The sequence below is a fragment of the Nocardioides sp. NPDC000445 genome (genome assembly GCF_040300245.1).
Lineage (GTDB): Bacteria > Actinomycetota > Actinomycetes > Propionibacteriales > Nocardioidaceae > Nocardioides.
In genome coordinates, this window is record NZ_JBEPDH010000008.1 from 65,364 (window position 1) to 87,485 (window position 22,122).

The window sequence follows — 22,122 nt, forward strand, 5'->3', positions numbered from 1 at the left end:
TATGTTGAGCGACTATGAGCGCACTCGCCGGACTCGTGGACAAGGGCCTGATGGCTGCCGACTGGGCCGAGGCGCTGGCGCCGGCCGAGCCGCAGATCGAGCAGATGGGCCGCTTCCTGCGCGACGAGCTGGCGGCCAGGCGTCCCTACCTTCCCGACGGCGACCGGATCTTCAACGCCTTCCGGCGCCCGCTGCGGGACGTACGCGTCCTGATCGTCGGCCAGGACCCCTACCCGACCATCGGGCACCCGATCGGGCTCAGCTTCGCGGTCGAGAAGGACGTACGTCCGCTGCCGGCGTCGCTGCGGAACATCTATGCCGAGCTGGCCACCGACCTCGACCTGAAGATGCCCGAGCACGGTGACCTGTCGACCTGGGCCGACCGCGGGGTGATGCTGCTCAACACCTCGCTGACGGTGCGGCCGGGTGCTCCCGCCTCCCACTCGAAGAAGGGCTGGGAGGAGGTCACCGGGCGGGCGATCGACGTCCTCGGCCGACGCGGCGGACCGCTGGTCGCGATCCTGTGGGGCCGGCACGCGCAGAATCTCGAGCCACGGCTCAACGGGGTGCCCGCGATCAAGTCCGTCCACCCCTCGCCGCTCTCGGCGCGCCGGGGGTTCTTCGGGTCCCGGCCGTTCTCCCGCGCCAACGCCCTCCTGGTCGAGCAGGGCGGTTCCCCGGTCGACTGGTCCCTTCCCGATTAGGCTCTGCCTGATGAGGGTCGCCCCATCGGCCCATCGGCGCGGTGAACGGGGGTCACGTGGGCGAGAACACGACCGGACCGACGCTGTCGGTGTCACGGCGGCTCAAGATCGGCGGGACCATCGTCGTCGTCCTGATAGCGCTCTGGGCCGCTGTGCTCGGCGGACGGACCCTCCTGGAACGGGCAGGTCCTCCGGAGTACCCCGCGACCGACGTACGCGACTGGGCGACCTTCGCCGACCACCTCGTCCTCGGCACCGCCGGCCCTGACGACGCGGACCGGCTCGAGGTCACGACCATCCTGTGGAGCCGGCAGGGAGCTCATCCGATCGGCCGCGGGATCACCCTCGACGCCGACATGACCGAGGGCGAGGCGTACGCCGTGCCGGTGGCCTGGCTCGAGAGCGGCGGTGGACGCTGGGTGGCGCTGGCGGCCGAGGCGGTCCTGCCCCTCGACGGCGGGCGGATCACCGGGGGTGGCCAGACCTGGGCGGCCGACCACGCCGGGGAGTCGCCCCGGGGCCTCGCCACCGAGCTCTACGAGACCGGTCCGCACCCGGCCGCCGTCCCCTACCTCTATGAGAGTCTCGAGCAACGACTCGCCGCTGTGGAGCGGTAGGTAAGATTTCAAGCGTGAGCCAGGACTCCCCCACGCGGCCCCAACGCGCCAACTGGCTTCGGGCCGGCATTTGGTCGCTCGGCTTCGTCGCCCTGCTCTGGGTGCTCGAGGCCACCGACTACATCAGCGGACACCAGCTCGACACGCTGGGCATCCAGCCGCGCACCGACGCCGGCCTGCTCGGAATCGTGTTCGCCCCGGTGCTCCACTTCGGCTGGGCCCACCTCTACGGCAACACCCTGTTCGCACTCGTCCTCGGCTTCCTCGTGCTCGCCTCGGGCGTCGGCCGCGGGATCGTGGCGACGCTCATCATCTGGGTGGTCGGAGGCGTCGGCGTCTGGCTGATGTCGCCCCCGGGCAGCATCACCGCCGGCACCTCGATGCTGATCTTCGGCTGGCTCGTCTACCTGATCCTGCGTGGCCTGTTCAGCCACCGCGTCGGCCAGATCGTCATCGGCGTCCTCATCTTCCTGGCCTGGGGCAGCCTGCTCCTGGGCGTACTCCCGGGGCAGACCGGTGTCTCCTGGCAGGGCCACCTCTTCGGCGCGATCGGTGGCGCGCTGGCGGCCTGGCTGCTCAACGACCCGCCCCAGAAGCAGGCAGCCTGAAGCTGCAGTCGCAGAATACTGCCATGCAGATCCTCTCCATCCAGTCGCACGTGGCCTTCGGCTACGTCGGCAACTCGGCGGCAGTCTTCCCGATCCAGCGCCTCGGTCACGAGGTCTGGCCCGTGCTCACGGTCAACTTCTCCAACCACACCGGCTACGGCGAGTGGCGTGGACCGGTCGTGGCCGCCGACCAGGTCGCCGAGGTCATCGAGGGGATCTCCGAACGCGACGGTCTCTCCACCGTCTCCGCCGTGCTGTCCGGCTACCAGGGCGACCCGGCCGTCGGCGCGATCATCCTGGATTCCGTACGCCGCGTGAAGGCGCTCAACCCGCGCGCCCTCTACTGCTGCGACCCGGTGATGGGCGACGTCGGGCGCGGGATGTTCGTCCGTGAGGGCATCCCGGAGTTCATGCGCGACGAGGTCGTGCCTTCCGCCGACGTGATCACACCCAACCACTTCGAGCTCAACTTCCTCGCCAGCCTCGAGTCGACCGACACGCTGCAGGAGGTGCTCGCCGCCGTCGACATCGTCCGCGAGTCCGGCCCGTCCAACGTGCTGGTGACCTCGGTGATCACCAAGGACCCGACCCATCTCGACCTGGTCGCCGTCTCCGACGAGGGCGCCTGGTCGGTCACCACTCCCCTGCTCCCGATCTCCCCCAACGGCGGCGGCGACGTCACCGCGGCGGTCTACCTCTCCCACCTGCTCTCGACCGGCTCGACGCCGGCCGCCCTCAGCCGCACCGCGAACACCCTGTTCGCGATCCTCGACCGCACGTTGAAGTCGGGCCGTCGCGAGCTCGAGCTCGTCGCCTCCCAGGGCGACATCGCCAACCCGCCGACGACGTACGAGGTCACTCAGCTCCGCTGATCAGTAGGACTTGCCGTCGGCGTACCGCTGTCGCCGCCAGGCCCTGCCACTTCCCCGGTTCTTGGCCTTGTACGTCGGCAGCTGGCTGTCGCAGTTCGGACAGACCAGTCTCAGATTTTCGCGTCTGTTGTTGGTCGCATCTCCGTCGATGTGGTCCAGCACAAAGGTCAACTCAATGTCGTTCCACGTAGCTGGGCACGCGCAGATCGCACATAGCCCCACCTGATCCTCCATCAAGTGGAGCTTCACGTAGTGGCGCCGACTTCCGCTGAGCCTTGCCTCACCGGTCTTCAACCATCGCTCGATCTTCTCGCGACGTTCCATCGCCCGTTGACACGCGTTGCTGCAGAACCTGAGCTGGTGGCGCTTCACAAGGGGCGCACCACACCCCACGCAAACTCTCATGGCGGTGACACTAAATGCGACCACCGACAACTTCGTGGAGCCGGTGACAGGACTCGAACCTGCGATCTTGGTCTTACAAGGACCCTGCTGTACCAACTCAGCTACACCGGCACGCCGACGAGGAATGCCGGCCGGGCAATCGTAGCCAGTCATTGGCCCGAGTGCGCATCCGGCGTGTCGTCCTGACCGTGACGCGCGCCGAGGCATCCCTTGAGAACACGTGCAGGGAGACCTACGAGTCCGAGCGCGAGCGGGTCTAGGGGCTCGCGTCGCTCGTCTCCGGCGGGACGTCCAGGGGGACGTACTCGTGGGCGGTCAGGGCGCCGTTGGTCTCCAGCTCGACGGACTGGAGACCGACGGGGATCCCGTCGGCGTAGGTGATCAGGGTGACCTCCGCGGTGCGGCGGATCTTCCCCATCGCGAAGGCGTACGCCGCCCCGCCCGTCGTGCCGTTGGTGTAGGTCCAGCCGATCTCGCCGTTCTCGCCGATCACCTGGCTCGGCCCCAGGTGGACGTGGCGGTGGCCGCCGACGACGAGGGTCGCGCAGCCCCGTCGCAGCGTCTCGCGTCCGAGCGAGGGGTCGTGGACGAGAAGGGTCGCGATGGGCTTGCCCTCCTCCATCGAGGCGCAGGCGATGTCGGCCAGCTTCTCGCCGGCCTCCTCGAGGGTGACGCCCTTCTCGTCGATCCAGTTGCCGAGGCCGCTGGTGCGCGGGTCGGGGACGCCCAGGAGCGTCGAGCCGCCGGGGCCCTCGACGACCTCGCCGTCGAGCATGGTCCAGCCCCGGTCGGCGAGGTAGTCACCGACCGTCGGGCCGTAGTCGTGGTTGCCGGTGACCGCCCACTTGTCCAGGCCGCCGCTGGCGTCGGTGAGCGAGTCGAGGGAGAAGGTCTCCCAGTCGGATCCGGTCGAGGTGTCGTCGCCGGCGTCGAGGATGCCGGTCGCGCCGCCCTCGTCGGCGATCGCGCGGACCACGGAGTCCATGCCGACGTTGTCGTGGCGGTCGGAGACGAGGACCGACACGGTCTCGTCCTCGCCCGGCTCGCGCAGCGCCAGGTCCGGGACCTTCTCCACGACCTTCTCGTAGAAGGTCCGGCTGGAGTTGTAGGTGTCGACGGCGCTGGCCACGAGTCGGCGGGTCTGGTTGGCGTAGGCGTCGCCGCGGACCTCCACCTCGGCCAGCTCCTCGGGCACCGGGATCGCCGCGCCGAGGAAGTCGGCCAGCGGGGTCCATTCGCCGGCGACCGGTCCGGCCTCCTTGTCCGCGGCGGGCGCTCCGGCCGCGCCCCCGGGCTGCCAGACCGCGGCCACGAGCACCGCCACCGCGACCATGCCGATGCCCGCGGTGGTGAGACCGCGCCGGGTGCGGACCGACTCCGTGATGTGTCTGCGCAGGTCGGCGCGCCGCTGGGAGCCGGGCAGCCACCACAGCACGACTCCCCCGGCGACGATCGCCAAGGACACCGCGGCGCCGCGGACCACGGCCGCGACGAGCATCGACTCGACCTGCTCCACCACGACCGCGCGCTGGCCGGCAGGGGCCGACCCGAGGACCGCGTAGCGCTCGAAGAGCTCGTCCATCGACCGCAGCTCGGTCTTCCCGAGGGTGACGTCGACGCCGACCGGGCCGCCGACGTCCAGACGTACGTCAGGCAGCACCGGTCCGGTGTGGATGACCGCCTTCCCCGACAGCGTCGGGCGCAGGACCGAGTCGTGACCGGCCAGGACCACCTGGCGTTCGCTGGACAGGAAGAGCCACGCGCTCAGCGCCACGGCCAGCACGAGCCACAGCACTCCGAGCCCCGCCCAGACGGCGAGGCCCCGAAACAGAGTGCGGCGAGAGATCAGCGGCGCGCCTCCGCGACCGCGTAGAGCACGACCGACGCAGCGACGCCGGCATTGAGGGACTCTACGGAGTTGGCCATCGGGATCGACACTATCTGGTCGCAGGTCTCCTGGACCAGGCGGGACAGCCCACCACCCTCGGCACCGACGACGATCACCAGCGGACCATCGGCGAGGCCCTCGGGGGCACCCAGCTCGGGCAGCGTGATGTCACCCTCCATGTCGAGCCCGACGACCATGCAGCCGGCCTCCTGGTAGGCCTTCAGCTGCCGGGTCAGGTTGACCGTCTGCGCGACCGGGATCCGCGCCGCGGCGCCGGCGCTCGTCTTCCACGCGGCGGCGGTCATCCCGGCCGCACGCCGCTCCGGGATGACCACGCCATGGGCGCCGAACGCCGCGGCCGAGCGCACGATGGCGCCCAGGTTGCGCGGGTCGGTGACCTGGTCGAGAGCGACGATCAGCGCCTTCTCCCTGACCTCGGCCGCGCGGTCGAGCAGGTCGTCGGCGTGGGCGTACTCGTAGGCGGGGATCCGCGCCGCGAGCCCCTGGTGGCCGTTGAAGCCGGTCAGCCGGTCGAGCTCGACCTTGGTCACCTCGAGCAGCGAGATGCCCTTCTCGGAGGCGAGCATGAACGCCTCGCGCAGCCGGCCGTCGCGCTCGGCACCCTCGGCGACGTAGAGCCCGTTGACCGGTACGTCCTCACGCAGTGCCTCGACCACGGAGTTGCGTCCGATGATCCACTCGGCGTCGCCGGCGGCCCGCTTGCGCGGACCCTTGTTGCGCTGCTCCGCGGCCTGAGCCGCCTTGTGGGCCTTGTGGTAGGGCCGGTCCTTCGCCTTCGGCGTCGGACCCTTGCCCTCCAGACCCTTACGCCGGTTGCCGCCGGTGCCGACCTGGGCACCCTTCTTACGCCCCTTCGCGATCGCTCCGCGACGCTGGGAGTTGCCTGCCATCAGTTAACGCTCCATTTCGGACCCTCAGGGGTGTCCTCGATCTCGATCCCGGCGTCCTTGAGCCGGTCTCGCATGGCATCGGCGCGGGCCCAGTCCTTGGCGGCGCGCGCCTCGGCGCGCTCGGCCAGGACCCCGCGAACAAGTACGTCAAGCGCGCCGGTCAGCTTCTCGTCATCACCGCTCGCCGGACCCCACGCCGGGTCGGCGGGGTCAAGACCGAGCACGTCCAGCATCGCGCGGACGCTCGCGGCGACCCCGCGCAGCGCCGGGCTGTCGCCGTCGGCGAGCAGCTTGTTGCCCTCGCGGACGACCTCGTGCAGGGCGCCCACGGCGGCCGGGGTGCCGAGGTCGTCGTCCATCGCGTTGACGAAGTCGGCGCACGGCACGCCGTCGTCCGGGATCTCGCCGATCGCAGCCGCCGCGCGCTCCAGGAAGCCTTCGATCCGCTGGAATCCGGCTGCGGCCTCCTCGAGCGCCTCGAAGGAGAACTCGACGTGGGACCGGTAGTGGGCCGCGACCAGGTAGTAGCGCAGCTCGATGCCGCGTACCTTCTTCAGGACCTCGGGGATCACCAGCGAGTTGCCCAGCGACTTCGACATCTTCTCGCCGGAGGTCGTGATCCAGGCGTTGTGCAGCCAGTAGCTCGCGAAGGGCCGGCCGGCAGCGCGCGACTGGGCCTGCTCGTTCTCGTGGTGCGGGAAGCGCAGGTCGATGCCACCGCCGTGGAAGTCGAAGGCGGGACCGAGGTATTTCCCGGCCATCGCCGAGCACTCGATGTGCCACCCGGGCCGTCCCAGACCCCAGGGCGAGGGCCAGGAGGCGGTCTCCGGCTCGGAGACCTTCCGGCCCTTCCACAGCGCGAAGTCACGTGGGTCGCGCTTGCCGCGCGGGTCGGCGTCGGCGGCGGCCTCCATGTCGTCGACCTTCTGCCCCGACAGCTCGCCGTAGGCGGGCCAGGAGCGCACGTCGAAGTAGACGTCCGCAGAGCCGTCCTCGGCAGCGTAGGCATGCCCCTTCGCGATCAGCTCCTCGATCAGCGCGATGATCTCGGGGATGTGACCGGTGGCCAGCGGCTCGTAGGTCGGCCGGGCGACGTTGAGCGAGGCGTAGGCGGCGTCGAGCTCACGGTGCATGGTGTAGCCGAGGTTGTACCAGGGACGTCCCTGCTCGGCCGACTTCGCCAGGATCTTGTCGTCGATGTCAGTCACGTTGCGGATGAAGGTGGTCTCGTAGCCCGACGCCCGCAGCCACCGCTGCAGCACGTCGAAGTTCACCCCGCTCCGCACGTGCCCGACATGCGGCTCGCTCTGCACGGTCAGGCCACAGACATAGAGCGACGCCTTGCCGGGCTGCAAGGGGGTGAAGTCACGTACTTCACGGGTCGCCGAGTCGTAGAGCCTGAGTGCCATGCCCCAAGTCTAGGGACGTACGCGGGTTCCCTACCTATCGCGACGCACGATGAGCGAGCGCCAGCGAGCGAACGACAAGTATTTCATCGGGCCATGTCGGTATCCTCGCGCTTGCGCTACCGGCGTGGCGCGATGAGCGCGGTTGCGATCGCGGCTACGCCCTCGCCGCGGCCCGTGAGCCCGAGGCCGTCGGTGGTCGTGGCGGTCACGGCGACCGGCGCGCCCGCAGCCGCGGAGAGAGCCTCGTTGGCCTCGGCCCGCCGGGGACCGATCTTGGGCCGGTTGCCGATCACCTGCACCGCGACGTTCCCGATCTCGAAACCGGCCTCACGGACCCGGCGCGCGGCCTCGGCCAGCAGGACGACCCCGGCGGCCCCTGCCCACTCGGGCTCGGAAGTACCGAAGTTGGACCCCAGGTCGCCGAGCCCCGCGGCGGAGAAGAGCGCGTCGCAGCAGGCGTGGGCGGCGACGTCCCCGTCGGAGTGCCCGGCGAGACCCTGCGGCTCGTCGGGGAAGGCGAGACCGGCCACATGCATCGGGACACCGTCGGCAAGGCTGTGTACGTCGGTCCCGATGCCGATCAGAGGAAGCTGCACGCTCCGCAGTCTCCCAGATGGGGCTCAGGCAGCCTTCCGGTGGCCGACGTGGATGAGCCCGTCGACGACCCGGACCTCATAGGCGGGGATGGTCACGTGCGGGTCGTCCAAGCACTGTCCTGTACGCAGGTCGAACCCGTGCCGGTGAGCGGGCGAGGCCACGAACGGCACCCCGTCGCGCACCCCGACGATGCCCTTGGCGATCACCGACGCCTTGGCGAACGGGTCGTGGTTCCCCAGGGCGTAGACGACGTCGTCGGGCATCCGGAAAATGGCGATGGCCTGCCCGTGGACCAGTGCCGTGGCGCCGCGCTTCACCTCGAGCGCGTCGACCGGGCAGACGGACTGCCAGTCACCCTGGTCGTCCCGCTGCGCGTGCGCACTCATGACGTCGCCGGCCCGAGCCGCTTCGTCCACATTCGTCGGGTCCTCCCTTCGGTGGATTTGAACCGTAGGACGCGTGAGGGACACCTCCTGTTTCGCTCTGTTACGCGTACGTAAACACCAGCGCCCAGCCCCTCGGCCGTCTTCGCCGCCGAACGGATAGCCTCCAGGGGTGCCCGCCGCTCTCGTCCTCCTGGCCGCCGGATCCGGCACCCGCGTCGGAGCCGCCACCAACAAGGTGCTGCTCCCGCTCGACGGGTCCGACGATCCGGCCTCCTCAGCCCTCGGCCTCTCGCTCCGGACCGCCCTGGCCGTGCCCGACGTGCGCCGTCTTGTCCTGGTCGTACGCAGCGGCGACGAGGAGGCGGTCGCGGCCGTCGCCCAGCCCCTGCTCGGGGACCGTGAGGTCGTGATGGTCGCCGGCGGCGAGACCCGGCACGCGTCCGAACAGGCCGCGCTGGCCGTGCTCCGAGCCGACATCGAGGCAGCCGGCACGGACGGCATCGACGTGGTCGCGATCCACGACACCGCGCGGCCGCTGGTGTCGCCCGAGCTCTTCTCCGTGGTCATCGGCGTCGCCCGCAAGCACGGTGGCGCCATCCCCGCCGCCCCGCTCAGCCACCTCTCGACGCGTGACCTGCAGCCGGTGGCAGGTCCTCTCGTCGGCGTACAGACCCCGCAGGCGTTCCGCGCGGCCGACCTGCTGGCCGCCTATGCCCAGGCCGCGGCCGACGGCTTCGACGGCACCGACACCGGCGCCACCCTGGAGCGCTACGCCTCCGGGGTACGCATCGTCGCCGTGCCCAGTTCGTCGCTGAACCTCAAGGTCACCTTCGCCGACGACCTGGGCGCGGTCGGGAAGCTGCTCGGCTGAAGCGGAGCCCGAAGCAGTTCAACTCAGCTGACGGCGCTGACCGACAGGGCCTCGAGCAGGCGTACGTCATCCTCGGAGGCGACGCGGCGGCCGACCGGCGGCGCCTCGACCGAGACGACCGGGAACCGGCGGGCCAGCGAGCCCGCGATCTCGGCGAAGTCGCCGGAAGGCCAGTCGTCCAGGGCAGCGACGACGGCCGGGGGCAGCACGATCGGCGAGGCGACCGAGACCAGCGAGGTGCGGTCGATGGTCGCGCCGAGCACCGGCACCCCGTCCTCGATGGCCAGGTTCTTGACCGTGTCCGTGACCGGGCGTACGCCGACGACGACCGCCTCGCGCGCGAGCGCGGTCGAGACACAGTGAGCGATGAAGGCCGGCGGGGTCATCGGGCACAGCGAGTCGTGCAGGACCAACGGCTCCTCGGCCTCGACCATCCCGTCCCACGAGGTGGTGAAGTCGACGGGCGTCACGCCGGACTCCCCGAGGGACCAGGTCGCCGCGGCGACCAGCGCCTCACCGTGGATCAACGCGAACGGCAGCGAGCCTCGACCGTCGTCGGCGACGAACCCGAGGGCCGGCGGAACCTCGGCGGTCTCGTCGATCTCGTCGTAGTCGGCGTAGGGGTCCTCCATGGAAGTCACCGTATCGGCCCCGCTGAGCCCGCCAAAACGCGAAACAGGCCCCGGGTTTCCCCGGAGCCTGTAACGCAGACCGAAACCAGCGTCAGCTGGCCAGCACCTCATCGAGGAGGACTTCAGCCTTGTCTTCGTTGGTGTGCTCGCACAGCGCGAGCTCCGAGACGAGGATCTGGCGTGCCTTGGCGAGCATGCGCTTCTCCCCGGCGGAGAGGCCACGGTCACGCTCACGACGCCACAGGTCACGCACGACCTCGGCGACCTTCATGACATCGCCGCTGTGCAGCTTCTCCAGGTTTGCCTTGTAACGACGCGACCAGTTGGTCGGCTCTTCGACGTGCTCCGCACGAAGCACCTCGAAGACTCGATCAAGCCCGTCCTTGTCTACGACGTCTCGAACTCCGACGAGCTCGAGGTTGTTGGCCGGAACACGCACCACGAGGTCCTGCTGAGCGATGATGCGGAGGACCAGATACTGCCGCTCCTCGCCCTTGATGGTGCGCATCTCGATGTCTTCGATGACGGCCGCGCCATGGTTCGGGTATACGACGGTCTCGCCGACGGTGAAAGTCATATTTTTAGGTACCCCTTCCTAGGGCTATAAGTCTACCACGGATCTTAGAATTCGGATTCCGTGTTTGCGCAGGTCAGGGGCTCAATCTGGGGTTGACAGATTGATAACTTGTGTGGTTCCGCGCGCGCAGGCCCGTCGAACGTGGCAGCATGGCTGATTTCGAAACGGCTCCGAAATCTCGCCGTAGCCAGCCTGTTGTCCTGCGCGGCTCGGCCGAGTGCCCGATACTGCCGCCATGGCGAATGCATCGCAGAGCGCCCCCAAGACCATCTTCACCGTGTCGTCGTCGCACGCCCAGGATCAGGACCCGGAAGAGACGCAAGCCAGCGCGTCGGCCGTTCCCGATGCCCCGGCGGGCCGAGCAAGCGTCATGGACAAGGTGGGCAACTGGGCCCCGTTCCTCCTCATCCGCTCCACCCACCCCCGCCAGGCGGTGCTGACCGCCATCGGCCTGTCGGTGGCGGCCGTCCTCGCCGGGCTGACGACGCGCGAGGTCACGCTGATCGCGGTCACCGTGCTCGTCGGCCAGGCCGTTCTCGGCTGGCACAACGACCTCGTCGACCAATCCGTCGACCGTCGTCACGAGCGCGAGGGCAAGCCGATCTCGGACGGCCGTCTCGAATCGGGCAGCGTCTGGTTCGCTCTGTGCTGCGGCGTACTGCTCGTCATTCCGCTCTCGGTCACCTCGGGCACCGTCGCGGGGCTGTTCTACCTCGGCTCGCTGGTGCTCGGGATGCTCGCCAACGTACTGCTGCGCAAGGGTCTCTTCTCCTGGGTCCTGTGGGCGGCGGCCTTCGCCTGCTACCCCGGATACCTCTCGTACGCCGGCTGGGCCGGTGAGTCCGCAGGCGGACCGCCGCACTGGGTGATGGTCGCGCTCGCCGCGGCGCTCGGTGTCGGCGTGCACTTCCTGACCGCGCTGTGGGGCCTGGTCGCCGACAACGAGGACAAGTGGACGTACCTGCCGCTCAAGGCCGGACTGAAGCTCGGGGCCGGCAAGCTCCTCCTCGTCACGCTCGTCTACATCGCCGTGGTGATCGCCGGGATGCTGTACGCCGCGAGCGCCGTCGGACTGCGTGCCTGATCTTTCGGATCCTGACCCTTTTCAGTCCGGGCAGATCGGGCGGATAGAGTGTCGCGCGTGACGACCAAGGTTATGCAGAAGCGGCTCGCAGTGACGGGCGCACTCGTGGCTCTCGCCCTCCCGGCGCTCACCGCCTGCAGCAGCTTCGACTACGCGACCGACCGGCCCAACGAGATCACCCACGGCGGGTCGACGCTCGACGGTGCCATCCGGATCAACGCCGCTCGCATCGTGACCGCGCAGGAAGGCTCCGGCGTCCTGGTCGCCACCTTCTCGCTCGACCCGGCGATCAACCCGGCGGTCGCCGGCGAGGCGCTGCCCTCGGTCACCTCGATCGCCACGGCGACCGAGGCCGAGGAGACCGTCACGCCCGAGTCGTTCACCCCGATCGAGCTGCCGAAGTCGGGGATCATCAACCTGGCCGACCCGGCCACCGGTGGCATCGCGGTCACCGGCGACTTCAAGCCGGGCGACAGCATCCCGATGACCTTCACCTTCTCCGAGGGTGAGGAGAAGACCATCTCCGTCCCGGTGGTCACCCAGTGTGGTCCGTACGCCGAGGTCGTCGCAGCCGTCGACGAGACCGCGAAGCCCGCGAAGAAGGGCAAGAACGCCGAGGACCAGGCATCCGAGGACGCTGCCGCCGAGGGCGCTGCCGAGGGCACCGAGGAGGCGTCGACCCTGCCGGCCGAGGAGACCGAGACGGAGGGCGAGCACGCCACCGAGGGCGAGGCGCACGACGAGTCCGCGGGCACCATCTCCGAAGACCCCTACTCCTGCGAGTTCCCCCCGGCCGCTCTGCCCGGTGCCGAGGAAGCTCACTGATGACCTACAAGCTCGTCCTTCTGCGTCACGGCGAGAGCGAGTGGAACGCGCTCAACCTGTCCACCGGATGGGTCGACGTCGACCTCACCGACAAGGGCCGGGCCGAGGCCGTCAACGGCGGCAAGCTGCTGGCCGAGGCCGGGATCCTTCCCGACCTGGTCCACACGAGCCTGCTGCGACGTGCGATCAACACCGCCAACATCGCGCTCGACACCGCTGACCGCCACTGGATCCCGGTGCGCCGCGACTGGCGTCTCAACGAGCGCCACTACGGAGCGCTCCAGGGCAAGAACAAGTCCGAGACGCTGAAGAAGTTCGGCGAGGAGCAGTTCCAGCTGTGGCGTCGTTCCTACGACGTACCGCCGCCGCCGATCGAGGCCGACTCCGAGTACTCCCAGGCCGGTGACCCGCGCTACGCCGACATCGACGTGCCCGCCACCGAGTGCCTCAAGGACGTCGTCGCCCGGATGATCCCCTACTGGGAGTCGGCGATCGTGCCCGACCTCCAGGCCGGCAAGACCGTCCTGGTCACCGCCCACGGCAACAGCCTGCGCGCGCTGGTCAAGCACCTCGACAACATCTCCGACACCGAGATCGCCAAGCTCAACATCCCCACGGCCCAGCCGCTGGTCTACGAGCTCGACGAGTCGCTGAAGCCGGTCGTCACCGGCGGCACCTACCTCGACCCCGAGGCCGCGGCCGCTGCGGCCGAGGCCGTCGCCAACCAAGGCAAGCAGTAACAACCACAATCCCGCCGGGTCGGCTCGTCTTGACGAGCCGACCCGGCGGGATTTTCGGTCAGTACGAGCCGACTCGACGGGTCAGGAGTCGGCGGGAGTCTCGCCGGTCACGACGAAGACGACCCGGTTGGCCACCGTGACGGCGTGGTCGGCGATGCGCTCGTAATAGCGGCCCAGCAGAGCCACGTCGACGGCCGGCTCTACGCCGTGGGTCCAGTCCTGGCCCAGCAACTCGGCGAAGGACTTGCGTCGCAGCTGGTCCATCTCGTCGTCGTCGGCGACCAGGTCCTGAGCTGCGGAGACATCGCGGGTGCGGAGGATCTCGCAGGTGCGCTCGACCATCTGCTGGGCGATCTCGGCCATCTTGCCGATGGTCGGCTGGGCCAGCTCGGGGACGGCCTTGTTCGGCGTACGCAGCCTGGCGATCTTGGCGACGTGGACGGAGAGGTCACCCATCCGCTCGAGGTCGGAGATCATCCTCAGCGCGGCGACGACCACGCGCAGGTCGCCGGCGACCGGCGACTGGAGGCCGAGCAGCTCGAGGGCGTTCTCCTCGATGCGCTCGCGGGCGTCGTCGATCTCGACATCCTTGTCGATCACCTGCTCGGCGAGGTCGTTGCGGGCCTCGAGGAGAGCGGTGGTGGCGTCGCGTACGGCCACCGACACCAGCTCACAGACACTGGTGAGATCGGTGAAGATGGCATCGAGGTCCTCATGGAAAGCAGCGCGCATGGGCCGATCCTAGACACACGACATGTACTGATCTTCATCCCGAGTGAACCGACGGTGAACGTTCGGCGCGGAGACGTCCAGAGGCGAAGTTTGGGTGTTTGATGGGCTTACCCTGATCGTGTGGACTCGACGACGCAGGCCTTTCTTGCTGCGCTCCTCGGCGCTGTCGTCGCCGGAGCGGCGGTCCTTGCGTGGGCGATGAGCGAACGTTCCCGCCGCCGGATCCCGGAGGTCGAGCCCCCGAAGGTTCCCTCCGAGGTGGCCGCTGTCCTCTCGGTCCTGCGCAGCAGCGCGGTCGTCGTCGACGAGCACGACACGGTGCTCAAGGCCAGCGCTCCGGCGTACGCCCTGGGCCTGGTGCGCGGCACCTCGCTGGTCTCGCCCGAGCTCTCCGAGCTCGTCCACGGTGTGCGCCGTGACGGCCAGATCCGGGAGACCGAGCTGGTGATCTCGCGCGCCAACGGGGCCTCGCGGCACGTCACCGCCCGGGTCGCTCCGCTCGGCACCCGTCTGGCACTCGCCCTGGTCGAGGACCGCACCCGCGAACGCCGCGTGGAGGCCGTGCGCCGCGACTTCGTCGCCAACGTCAGCCACGAGCTCAAGACGCCGGTCGGCGCGATCCGAGTGCTCGCCGACGCGGTCACCGAGGCCTCCGACGACCCCGAGGCCGTACGCCGCTTCGCCCACCGGATGATCACCGAGTCCGAGCGCCTGACCGAGCTCGTCCAGCAGATCATCGAGCTCTCCCGGCTCCAGGGCGACGAGCCCCTGGAGGCACCGATCGCGGTCGACGTCGACAAGGTCATCGCGGCCGCCGTCGACGCCTCGACGGTCGACGCCGACGCCAAGGGCATCAACGTGGTCAGCGCCGGCACCGCCGGGTTGCACGTCTTCGGCAACGACGAGCAGGTCTCGACCGCGGTCACCAACCTGGTCTCCAACGCGGTCGCCTACTCCGACCCCGGCTCGACCGTGACCGTCTCGACCCGCGCGACCGACGGCTCCGTCGAGATCTCCGTGGTCGACCAGGGCATCGGGATCCCGTCCACGGAGATCGATCGGATCTTCGAGCGCTTCTACCGCGTCGACCCGGCTCGCCACCGCTCCACCGGCGGCACCGGGCTCGGCCTGTCGATCGTCAAGCACGTCGCCGCTACGCATGGTGGCGAGGTCAAGGTCTGGTCGCAGGAGGGTCAGGGCTCCACCTTCACCCTCACCCTGCCCCAGCACCTACCAACTGCCGGGAAGTCCGGCACAAGCAAGGAGGAACGCCCGTGACCCGGGTACTCGTCGTCGAAGATGAAGCCAGCTACAGCGAGGCACTGTCCTACATGCTCCGCAAGGAGGGCTTCGAGGTCGCCGTCGCCGAGGACGGCACCGACGCTCTGAAGGAGTTCGACCGCAACGGGGCAGACATCGTGCTGCTCGACCTGATGCTTCCCGGCCTCTCCGGCACCGAGGTGTGCCGGCAGATCCGGGCCACCTCGTCGGTCCCGGTCATCATGGTGACCGCCAAGGACGACGAGGTCGACAAGGTCGTCGGCCTCGAGCTCGGCGCCGACGACTACGTGACCAAGCCCTACTCCCCGCGCGAGCTCGTCGCCCGGATCCGCGCCGTCCTCCGCCGAGGCACCGAGCCCGACGCGGCCCCCGCCACCCTCGAGGCCGGGCCCGTCCGGATGGACGTCGAGCGCCACGTCGTGACCGTGGACGGGTCCGAGCAGCGGCTGCCCCTCAAGGAGTTCGAGCTGCTGGAGATGTTCCTGCGCAACCCCGGCCGCGTTCTCACCCGCGGCCAGCTCATCGATCGCGTCTGGGGCTCCGACTACGTCGGCGACACCAAGACCCTCGACGTACACGTCAAGCGCCTGCGCGCCAAGCTCGAGCCGGACCCGTCGGAGCCGAAGTTCCTGGTCACGGTCCGCGGGCTGGGCTACAAGCTCGACCTCTGAGGCTGTTCCTTCGTCGAGGTATGCAGCCGAAGGCTCACTCCCCCAGTGGAGCTCCGCTGGGGATGTGTTCCTCGGCCTGCATACCTTGCTGGAGGCTCGCGCCGCGCGGCATCACCAGAGACATCAGCGCGGCGGCCGCGCACAGGGCGCCGGCTGCGTACCAGACCAGGTCGTAGGACCCGGTGACATCGCGTACGACGCCGCCGATCCAGGCGACCAGGCCGGCTCCGACCTGGTGCGAGGCGAGGACCCAGCCGAAGACGATCGGAGCGTCCTCGGGCCAGACCTCGCGGCACAGCGCGAGCGTCGGCGGCACGGTGGCGACCCAGTCGAGACCGTAGAAGACGATGAAGAACACCATCGGCGGGTGCACCTCGGACGAGAGCAGCATCGGCAGGAAGATCAGCGAGATCCCGCGCAGCGAGTAGTAGACGCCGAGCAGCACCACGGGGTTGAAGCGGTCGGTGAGCCAGCCGGAGAAGATCGTCCCGACGACGTCGAAGATCCCGATCACGGCGAGCAGCGAGGCGGCCGCGACGGTGGCCATCCCGTGGTCGTGCGCGGCGGGTACGAAGTGGGTCCTGATCAGCCCGTTCGTGGTGATCCCGCAGATCGCGAAGGCACCGGCGAGAAGCCAGAAGGCCTTGGTACGCATCGCCATCCCGAGCACGCGTACGGTCCGTAGCGCGGCGCCGGTCGCGGGGGCGGGGCGCGGCACGATCTTCGAGGCGCCGTAGGGCGCCAGGCCGATATCCGCCGGGTAGTCACGGAGCAGCAGCAACACGAACGGGATCACGGCGGCGGCGACCAGGGCGATGGTCACCGAGGCGGCCCGCCAGCCGAGCTCCCCGATCAGCACTGCCAGCACCGGCAGGAAGATCAGCTGTCCCGAGGCGCCACCGGCGGTCAGCAGACCGCTGACCAGGCCCTGCCGCTTGTCGAACCAGCGGGTGGTGATCGTCGCGCCGAAGGCGAGCGCCATGCAGCCGCTGCCACCGCCGACGAGGACGCCCCAGCCGAGGACGAACTGCCACGACTGGCTCATCCAGACGGTGCCGAGCGAGCCGAGCGTGATCATGGTGAGCGCGACGGCGACCACCGGACGGATCCCGAAGCGGTCCATCAGAGCGGCGGCGAACGGCGCGGTCAGCCCGTAGAGCGCCAACTGCAGGGTGATCCCGACGCCGATCGTGCCGCGCGACCAGCCGAACTCCTCGTGCAGCGGACCGACCAGGAGGCCCGGCGCTGCGGTGAAGGCGGCCGCGCCGACGATGGTCACGAAGGCGACGGCGGCCACCCACCAGGCCGGATGGATACGGGGACGGCGCGCGGCTGCGCTGCCGGCAGGCGGCGGGGTCGTCGTCTGGGCGCTGTCCTGAGCCTGTCGAAGGGTCATGACGGTGATCCTTCCGGATTCGCACCGCTCCAGACAGTGGCCTGATTGTCATCTATCGGTAAGATCCAGCCATGAGTGACGTACGGGTGGCTTCTCCGCATCGGGTCGCGGTGCTGATCCAGGACGGGTTCATCCCGTTCGAGATCGGCATCCCGCACCGGATCTTCGGCAGGGCCCGCGACAGCGAGGGCCGACTGCTCTACGAGGTCGTCACCTGCACCACCGGCGGCGCCGGACCGGTGCAGTCGGACTCGGACGTGGTCGTCCTCGCGCCGCACGGACCCGAGGCGCTCGCGGACGCGGACACCGTGGTGATCCCGAAGTTCGGCCTCGACTACCCGACGGTCTCGGACGGGGTCCTGTCGGCGCCACTGAAGGAGGCGCTCGACCTCATCCGGCCCGGCACCCGGATCATGTCGATCTGCACCGGCGCCTTCGCGCTCGCCGCGGCGGGCCTCCTCGACGGCCGCCCGGCGACAACCCACTGGTCGCACACCGACGACTTCCGAGCCCTGTTTCCGCAGGTCAAGCTGGACCCTGACGTACTCTTCGTCGACGACGGCGACATCCTCACCTCCGCCGGCGTGGCCTCGGGTCTGGACCTCTGCCTGCATGTCGTACGCAGCGACCACGGCGCCGCGGTCGCCAATCGCGTCGCCCGCGCCACGGTCGTACCTCCCCACCGCGACGGCGGGCAGGCGCAGTTCATCCGGCATCACGCCCCCGCTCCCGGCGACACCGGCATCTCGGCGGCGACCGCCTGGGCCCTCGCCCATCTCGACCAGCCGCTGAGCCTGGAGGCGATGGCGTCCCGGGTCTCGATGTCCGTACGCACCTTCACCCGGCGGTTCCGCGACGAGACCGGCGACTCCCCCGGCCGCTGGCTGCAGCGCCAGCGCATCGAGCTCGCCCGCACCCTGCTGGAGACCACCGACCTCTCGATGGAGCAGGTCGCCGCCCGCTGCGGCCTCAACACCGCCCAGTCCCTCCGCCTCCACTTCCACGCCGCCCTCGGCGTCACCCCCACCGCGTACCGCCGCACCTTCCGCGGCTGACCAACCGAGGCGTCACTCCGGTCGGCCGAGGCGTCACTCCGGTCGGCCGAGTGGGCACCACCGTGACCTCTCGGCCGACGCCAGTGACGTCTCGGCCGACGCGGCTGACGTCTCGGCGGGGGCGAGATGGCGGGATGTCGAACATGGATGGCTGATATCCGCTCGCGCCCCGGGGCGCGGATCTTTACCCTTTTATCGTGACGACGACGATCAGCCCCGCGCCCGCTGCGACCACGCCGATCTGGAAGCCACTGATCGCCTGCGGGATCACGCTGGTCCTGTGGGCATCGGCGTTCGTCGGGATCCGTCACCTGGGCGACACCGTTCCTCCGGGGAGCCTGTCGCTGGGCCGGCTGATCGTGATGGTGGCCGCGCTCGGCGCCTACCTCGCCCTGAAGGGCGGGTTCCGGCTGCCGACCCGGAAGGAATGGCCGCTGATCGCGCTGGGCGGTGCATCGTGGCTCGGGATCTACAACCTGGCGCTCAACGAGTCCGAGCGCCGGATCGACGCGGCGACGGCGGCGCTGATCGTGCAGGTCGGGCCGATCGTGGTGGCGCTGCTGGCCGGTCTCGTGCTCAAGGAGACGATCCACCGGTGGATCCTGATCGGCACCGGTGTCGGCTTCGCCGGGGTCGTCGTCATCGGCCGCGCCTCGGCCAACGGTGACACCGGCGACTGGATCGGCGTCGCCCTCTCGGTCGTCGCGGCGCTCACCTTCGCCGTCGGCGTCCTCACCCAGAAGAAGCTGCTGCCGACGATGAGCGCGCTGCTGCTGACGTTCTGGTACGCCGTCGCCGGCCTCGTCATCTGCCTGCCCTGGTCGTTCGAGCTGGCCACCACGATCCCCGACATCAGCGTCGGCAACATCGGCTGGATCGTCTACCTCGGTCTCTTCCCGAGCGCTCTGGCCTTCGTGACCTGGGCTTACGCCCTCTCCCACTCCGATGCCGGCAAGTTCGCACAGTCGACGTTCCTGGTGCCGTTCATCACCGCGCTGATGGCGTGGCTGGTGCTCGACGAGGTGCCGCCGGCGCTCGCCTTCATCGGTGGCGCGATGTGCATCGCGGGTGTGTTGATCACCCGCCGTCAGCCCCGTTAGTCCTCGCCGGCCTGCGCGCTCCGCGCGCTTGCTCCCTCGCTCGGCGCGAGCGGACGAGCAAGCTCGCCGCTCGTCCTCACTCGGTCGCCTCGAGCCAGCCCCGGAACGCCTCGAGGTTGGCGGTCGACTCACCGCGCAGCTTGCGCCACTCCCACTCCTTGCGGATCGAGGAGGCGAAGCCGAGCTCGAGGATGGTGTTGAAGGACTCGTCCGCGTACGTCAGGACCGAGCCGAGCAGCCGGTCGAGCTCGCCCGGTTCGACCATCGCGAGCGGCAGCCGGCCGTCGAGGTAGATGTCGCCGAGTCGGTCGAGACCGAACGAGACCCCGTAGAGCCGCAGGTTGCGCTCGAGCAGCCAGCGATAGACGGTCTCGTGGTTCTCGTCGGGACGGCGGCAGACGAAGGCATGTACGCCGAGGGCGTGCTGCCCCAGGTCGAGCCGGACCGGCGTCTGCAGCTTGCGCTCGCCCGGGAGCGAGAACGAGAAGACCACCTCGCCACCCGGCTGGGACGTCTCATCCCAGGTCAGGTCGTTGGACTTCAGCCAGCCGCGTACGACCTCTTCCAGGTCGGTCCGCGCATCAGTCATGCCGTCAGCTCCTCACGCATCAGCATCTTGGCCTCTTCATAGACCTCGAGCGTATTGCGTGCGGTGAGATCCCAGGAGAAGTCCTGGGCGTGTTCGCGGGCTCCGTCGGCCAGGGCGGACCAGCGTGAGTGGGAGGCGATGGCGTTGGTGAGCGCGTCGGCCCACTGCGCCGGGTCGTGGCCGTCGACCAGGAGCCCGCTGCGGCCGTGGTGCACGGCGGTGGTCAGCCCGCCGACCGCGGCCGCGACGACGGGCGTGCCGCAGGCCTGGGCCTCGACGGCGACCAGGCCGAAGGACTCGTTGTAGGAGGGGACGGCGACGACGGAGGCGGCCGAGTACCAGAGCGCGAGCTGATCCTGGCGCACCGGCGGGACGAACCGGACCACGTCGGATATCCCCAGCTCAGCGGCCAGATCGGCGAGCCCGGTCGGGTGCTCCAGACCGGAGCCGGAGGGACCCCCGACGATCGGGACGACGAGGTTGGGGCGCAGCGATGGGTCCCGGGCGAGCATGACCGCGGCCGCCCGCAACAACACATCCGGAGCCTTGAGCGGCTGGATGCGACCGGCGAAGAGGAGCACGTGAGCCCGGGCAGGGAGCCCGAGCGCGGCACGTGCCGCGGCCCGCCCGCGCGGACGGAAGACCCGCAGGTCGACCCCGGGATGCACGACGGCGACACGGCCCGGCTCCGCGTCGTACATGTTGATCAGCTGCTTGGCCTCGAGGTCGGTGTTGGCGATGAGCATGTCGGCGGCGTCGACGACCTGCTCCTCCCCGATCACGCGGGCCTCGGGCTCGGGACAGTCGCCCTCGGCGAGCGCCTCGTTCTTGACCTTGGCCATCGTGTGCATCGAGTGGACCAGCGGTACGCCCCAGCGGTCGCGGGAGAGCGCCCCGACCTGGCCCGAGAGCCAGTAGTGGGAGTGCACGGCGTCGAAGTAGCCCGGCGGGTTGGACGCCTCCGCACGGAGCACCTCGCGCGCGAACGTGCACAGCTGCCCCGGAAGGTCACCCTTGGCCAGCCCCTCGAACGGACCGGCGTGGACGTGGTGGACGGCGACCCCGTCGTACGCCTCCACGACCTGCGGCAGGCGCGAGGAGGTCGCGCGCGTGAAGATGTCGACCGCGATGCCCTGGGTGGCCAGCCGCCGGGAGAGCTCGAGCACGTAGACGTTCATGCCGCCGGCGTCGCCGGTGCCGGGCTGGTCGAGCGGAGAGGTGTGCAGACTGACCATCGCTACGCGGTGGATCATTCCTGCCCCTTTGTGTATACGCCTGTGGTCCCGTCTCTCAACACGCGGATCTCGCTCATCATTCCCAGCCGCGTGAACCAACGTGAATCGTCTTCGATCGTGGGACCCGGTGGGCAAAGTCGAGCGAGTGACGAGAGAATGGCGCCATGTCGTCCAAGAATGCTGTCGTCACCGGCGCCTCGAGCGGGATCGGCGCGGCCACCGCCCGCCAGCTCGCCAAGGAGGGCTACCACGTCTTCCTCGCCGCTCGCCGGGCCGACCGGATCGCAGCGCTGGCCGAGGAGATCGGGGGCACCGCGATCGCGACCGACGTCACCTCCGACGACTCCGTCGCCGCCCTCGCCGAGGCGGTCGGCGACCGTCTCGACCTGCTGGTCAACAACGCCGGCGGCGCCTTCGGTGTGGACAAGGTGGCCGAGGCCGACCTGACCAAGTGGCAGGCGATGTTCGAGGTCAACGTGATCGGCCTGACCCGCGTGACCAAGGCGCTGCTCCCCGCGCTGGTCGCCTCGGGAGCGGGCGCGATCATCAACGTCGGCTCGATCGCCGGCCGGCGCGCCTACGAGGGCGGTGCGGGCTACAACGCGGCCAAGTTCGGCACCCGCGCGGTCACCGAGGCGCTGCGCCTGGAGATCGTCGACAAGCCGGTGCGGATCATGGAGATCGCCCCGGGCATGGTCCAGACCGAGGAGTTCTCGCTCGTACGTCTCGGGGGCGACCAGGCGGCCGCCGACGCGGTCTATCAGGGCGTCGCCGACCCGCTGGTGGCCGAGGACATCGCCGACGCGATCGTGTGGATGGCGACCCGTCCGGCTCACGTCAACATCGACGAGCTGGTCATCAAGCCCCGCGCCCAGGCGGCGGCGCACAAGGTGCACCGCGAGGGCTGACAGCCCCTGATCCGGCCTCTGACCTGGTC

Annotated in this window: 25 protein-coding genes and 1 tRNA gene; 13 read left to right on the top strand and 13 right to left on the bottom strand. The window is 69.7% G+C overall.

The genetic code is table 11. The features are described from left to right. The first annotated feature begins 14 nt into the window (after positions 1–14). The 4 genes from ABT304_RS12515 to pdxY are packed head-to-tail and all read left to right on the top strand — an operon-like array spanning position 15 to position 2,801. Positions 15–704, top strand: coding sequence for a uracil-DNA glycosylase (locus ABT304_RS12515; RefSeq protein ID WP_160026833.1), 690 nt, complete (start codon positions 15–17; stop codon positions 702–704). 56 nt (positions 705–760) lie between these two features. Then, complete coding sequence (locus tag ABT304_RS12520) at positions 761–1,321, top strand: hypothetical protein (RefSeq protein ID WP_350715557.1); 561 nt, start codon at positions 761–763, stop codon at positions 1,319–1,321. Between the two features lie 14 nt (positions 1,322–1,335). Next, on the top strand, positions 1,336–1,929 hold the full coding sequence (locus ABT304_RS12525; RefSeq protein ID WP_350715559.1) for a rhomboid family intramembrane serine protease: 594 nt from the start codon (positions 1,336–1,338) through the stop codon (positions 1,927–1,929). 23 nt (positions 1,930–1,952) lie between these two features. After that, positions 1,953–2,801 carry a pyridoxal kinase PdxY gene (gene pdxY / locus ABT304_RS12530; RefSeq protein WP_350715561.1) on the top strand — a complete coding sequence of 283 codons (849 nt, stop codon included), beginning with the start codon at positions 1,953–1,955 and terminating at the stop codon, positions 2,799–2,801. Here pdxY and ABT304_RS12535 read toward each other — a convergent pair whose 3' ends face one another. The 7 genes from ABT304_RS12535 to nirD form a co-directional block, all read right to left on the bottom strand. Continuing rightward, entirely contained in the window at positions 2,802–3,206 is a 405-nt protein-coding gene (locus tag ABT304_RS12535; RefSeq protein ID WP_350715562.1) for an HNH endonuclease, read from the bottom strand. It lies immediately after the preceding gene. A 35-nt stretch (positions 3,207–3,241) separates the two neighbouring features. Continuing rightward, positions 3,242–3,317 (bottom strand) — tRNA-Thr (locus tag ABT304_RS12540). 145 nt (positions 3,318–3,462) lie between these two features. Next, the gene (locus ABT304_RS12545; RefSeq protein ID WP_350715563.1) at positions 3,463–5,001 is read right to left on the bottom strand and encodes a metallophosphoesterase; all 1,539 of its coding nucleotides are present in this window, start codon (positions 4,999–5,001) and stop codon (positions 3,463–3,465) included. Between the two features lie 50 nt (positions 5,002–5,051). Further along, positions 5,052–6,005 carry a 23S rRNA (guanosine(2251)-2'-O)-methyltransferase RlmB gene (gene rlmB / locus ABT304_RS12550; protein WP_350715564.1) on the bottom strand — a complete coding sequence of 318 codons (954 nt, stop codon included), beginning with the start codon at positions 6,003–6,005 and terminating at the stop codon, positions 5,052–5,054. Beyond that, positions 6,005–7,414, bottom strand: a complete 1,410-nt coding sequence (gene cysS / locus ABT304_RS12555) for a cysteine--tRNA ligase (protein ID WP_350715565.1) — start codon at positions 7,412–7,414, stop codon at positions 6,005–6,007. Before cysS ends, rlmB begins: the two co-directional genes overlap by 1 nt. A 116-nt stretch (positions 7,415–7,530) precedes the next feature. Further along, positions 7,531–8,010 (bottom strand): 2-C-methyl-D-erythritol 2,4-cyclodiphosphate synthase, encoded by a 480-nt coding sequence (gene ispF / locus ABT304_RS12560; RefSeq protein ID WP_350715566.1) that lies wholly within the window; start codon positions 8,008–8,010, stop codon positions 7,531–7,533. 24 nt (positions 8,011–8,034) lie between these two features. Continuing rightward, entirely contained in the window at positions 8,035–8,427 is a 393-nt protein-coding gene (gene nirD / locus ABT304_RS12565) for a nitrite reductase small subunit NirD (protein WP_502890332.1), read from the bottom strand. A gap of 139 nt (positions 8,428–8,566) precedes the next feature. Here nirD and ABT304_RS12570 point away from each other — a divergent pair, with 139 nt between their 5' ends. Further along, positions 8,567–9,268, top strand: coding sequence for an IspD/TarI family cytidylyltransferase (locus tag ABT304_RS12570; RefSeq protein WP_350715567.1), 702 nt, complete (start codon positions 8,567–8,569; stop codon positions 9,266–9,268). Between the two features lie 23 nt (positions 9,269–9,291). On the opposite strand, the gene ABT304_RS12575 is transcribed toward ABT304_RS12570, so the two are convergent. Both ABT304_RS12575 and ABT304_RS12580 read right to left on the bottom strand, forming a co-directional pair. Further along, complete coding sequence (locus ABT304_RS12575) at positions 9,292–9,900, bottom strand: hypothetical protein (protein ID WP_350715568.1); 609 nt, start codon at positions 9,898–9,900, stop codon at positions 9,292–9,294. Between the two features lie 91 nt (positions 9,901–9,991). Then, positions 9,992–10,477: a CarD family transcriptional regulator gene (locus ABT304_RS12580; RefSeq protein ID WP_008360791.1), complete on the bottom strand. Its 486-nt coding sequence runs from the start codon at positions 10,475–10,477 to the stop codon at positions 9,992–9,994. A gap of 235 nt (positions 10,478–10,712) precedes the next feature. Here ABT304_RS12580 and ABT304_RS12585 point away from each other — a divergent pair, with 235 nt between their 5' ends. Genes ABT304_RS12585 through ABT304_RS12595 form a run of 3 tightly spaced genes read left to right on the top strand, consistent with a single transcriptional unit; the run spans position 10,713 to position 13,126 of the window. After that, complete coding sequence (locus tag ABT304_RS12585; RefSeq protein ID WP_350715569.1) at positions 10,713–11,561, top strand: UbiA family prenyltransferase; 849 nt, start codon at positions 10,713–10,715, stop codon at positions 11,559–11,561. Between the two features lie 57 nt (positions 11,562–11,618). Then, positions 11,619–12,386 carry a copper chaperone PCu(A)C gene (locus ABT304_RS12590; RefSeq protein WP_350715571.1) on the top strand — a complete coding sequence of 256 codons (768 nt, stop codon included), beginning with the start codon at positions 11,619–11,621 and terminating at the stop codon, positions 12,384–12,386. After that, on the top strand, positions 12,386–13,126 hold the full coding sequence (locus tag ABT304_RS12595; RefSeq protein ID WP_160026820.1) for a phosphoglyceromutase: 741 nt from the start codon (positions 12,386–12,388) through the stop codon (positions 13,124–13,126). Before ABT304_RS12590 ends, ABT304_RS12595 begins: the two co-directional genes overlap by 1 nt. A gap of 81 nt (positions 13,127–13,207) precedes the next feature. On the opposite strand, the gene phoU is transcribed toward ABT304_RS12595, so the two are convergent. Beyond that, complete coding sequence (gene phoU, locus ABT304_RS12600) at positions 13,208–13,858, bottom strand: phosphate signaling complex protein PhoU (RefSeq protein WP_350715573.1); 651 nt, start codon at positions 13,856–13,858, stop codon at positions 13,208–13,210. A 120-nt stretch (positions 13,859–13,978) separates the two neighbouring features. Here phoU and ABT304_RS12605 point away from each other — a divergent pair, with 120 nt between their 5' ends. Together ABT304_RS12605 and ABT304_RS12610 are read left to right on the top strand one after the other, a co-directional pair. Then, the gene (locus ABT304_RS12605; protein WP_160026818.1) at positions 13,979–15,136 is read left to right on the top strand and encodes a sensor histidine kinase; all 1,158 of its coding nucleotides are present in this window, start codon (positions 13,979–13,981) and stop codon (positions 15,134–15,136) included. Continuing rightward, positions 15,133–15,810 (top strand): response regulator, encoded by a 678-nt coding sequence (locus tag ABT304_RS12610; protein ID WP_091046002.1) that lies wholly within the window; start codon positions 15,133–15,135, stop codon positions 15,808–15,810. The genes ABT304_RS12605 and ABT304_RS12610 overlap by 4 nt, the downstream gene beginning before the upstream one ends. Before the next feature lie 34 nt (positions 15,811–15,844). On the opposite strand, the gene ABT304_RS12615 is transcribed toward ABT304_RS12610, so the two are convergent. Further along, positions 15,845–17,206 carry an MFS transporter gene (locus tag ABT304_RS12615; RefSeq protein WP_350715575.1) on the bottom strand — a complete coding sequence of 454 codons (1,362 nt, stop codon included), beginning with the start codon at positions 17,204–17,206 and terminating at the stop codon, positions 15,845–15,847. 71 nt (positions 17,207–17,277) lie between these two features. Between ABT304_RS12615 and ABT304_RS12620 the strand changes: the two genes are divergently transcribed. Together ABT304_RS12620 and ABT304_RS12625 are read left to right on the top strand one after the other, a co-directional pair. After that, positions 17,278–18,261: a GlxA family transcriptional regulator gene (locus ABT304_RS12620; protein WP_350715577.1), complete on the top strand. Its 984-nt coding sequence runs from the start codon at positions 17,278–17,280 to the stop codon at positions 18,259–18,261. A 197-nt stretch (positions 18,262–18,458) separates the two neighbouring features. After that, positions 18,459–19,361, top strand: coding sequence for a DMT family transporter (locus tag ABT304_RS12625; RefSeq protein ID WP_350715579.1), 903 nt, complete (start codon positions 18,459–18,461; stop codon positions 19,359–19,361). 76 nt (positions 19,362–19,437) lie between these two features. Here the strand turns inward: ABT304_RS12625 and ABT304_RS12630 are convergent, their stop codons facing one another. After that, on the bottom strand, positions 19,438–19,950 hold the full coding sequence (locus tag ABT304_RS12630) for a type III secretion system chaperone family protein (RefSeq protein WP_350715581.1): 513 nt from the start codon (positions 19,948–19,950) through the stop codon (positions 19,438–19,440). Next, the gene (mshA, locus tag ABT304_RS12635; RefSeq protein WP_160026813.1) at positions 19,947–21,203 is read right to left on the bottom strand and encodes a D-inositol-3-phosphate glycosyltransferase; all 1,257 of its coding nucleotides are present in this window, start codon (positions 21,201–21,203) and stop codon (positions 19,947–19,949) included. The genes ABT304_RS12630 and mshA overlap by 4 nt, the downstream gene beginning before the upstream one ends. 146 nt (positions 21,204–21,349) lie before the next feature. Here mshA and ABT304_RS12640 point away from each other — a divergent pair, with 146 nt between their 5' ends. Continuing rightward, complete coding sequence (locus ABT304_RS12640; protein ID WP_350715583.1) at positions 21,350–22,093, top strand: SDR family NAD(P)-dependent oxidoreductase; 744 nt, start codon at positions 21,350–21,352, stop codon at positions 22,091–22,093. Positions 22,094–22,122 lie beyond the last annotated feature (29 nt).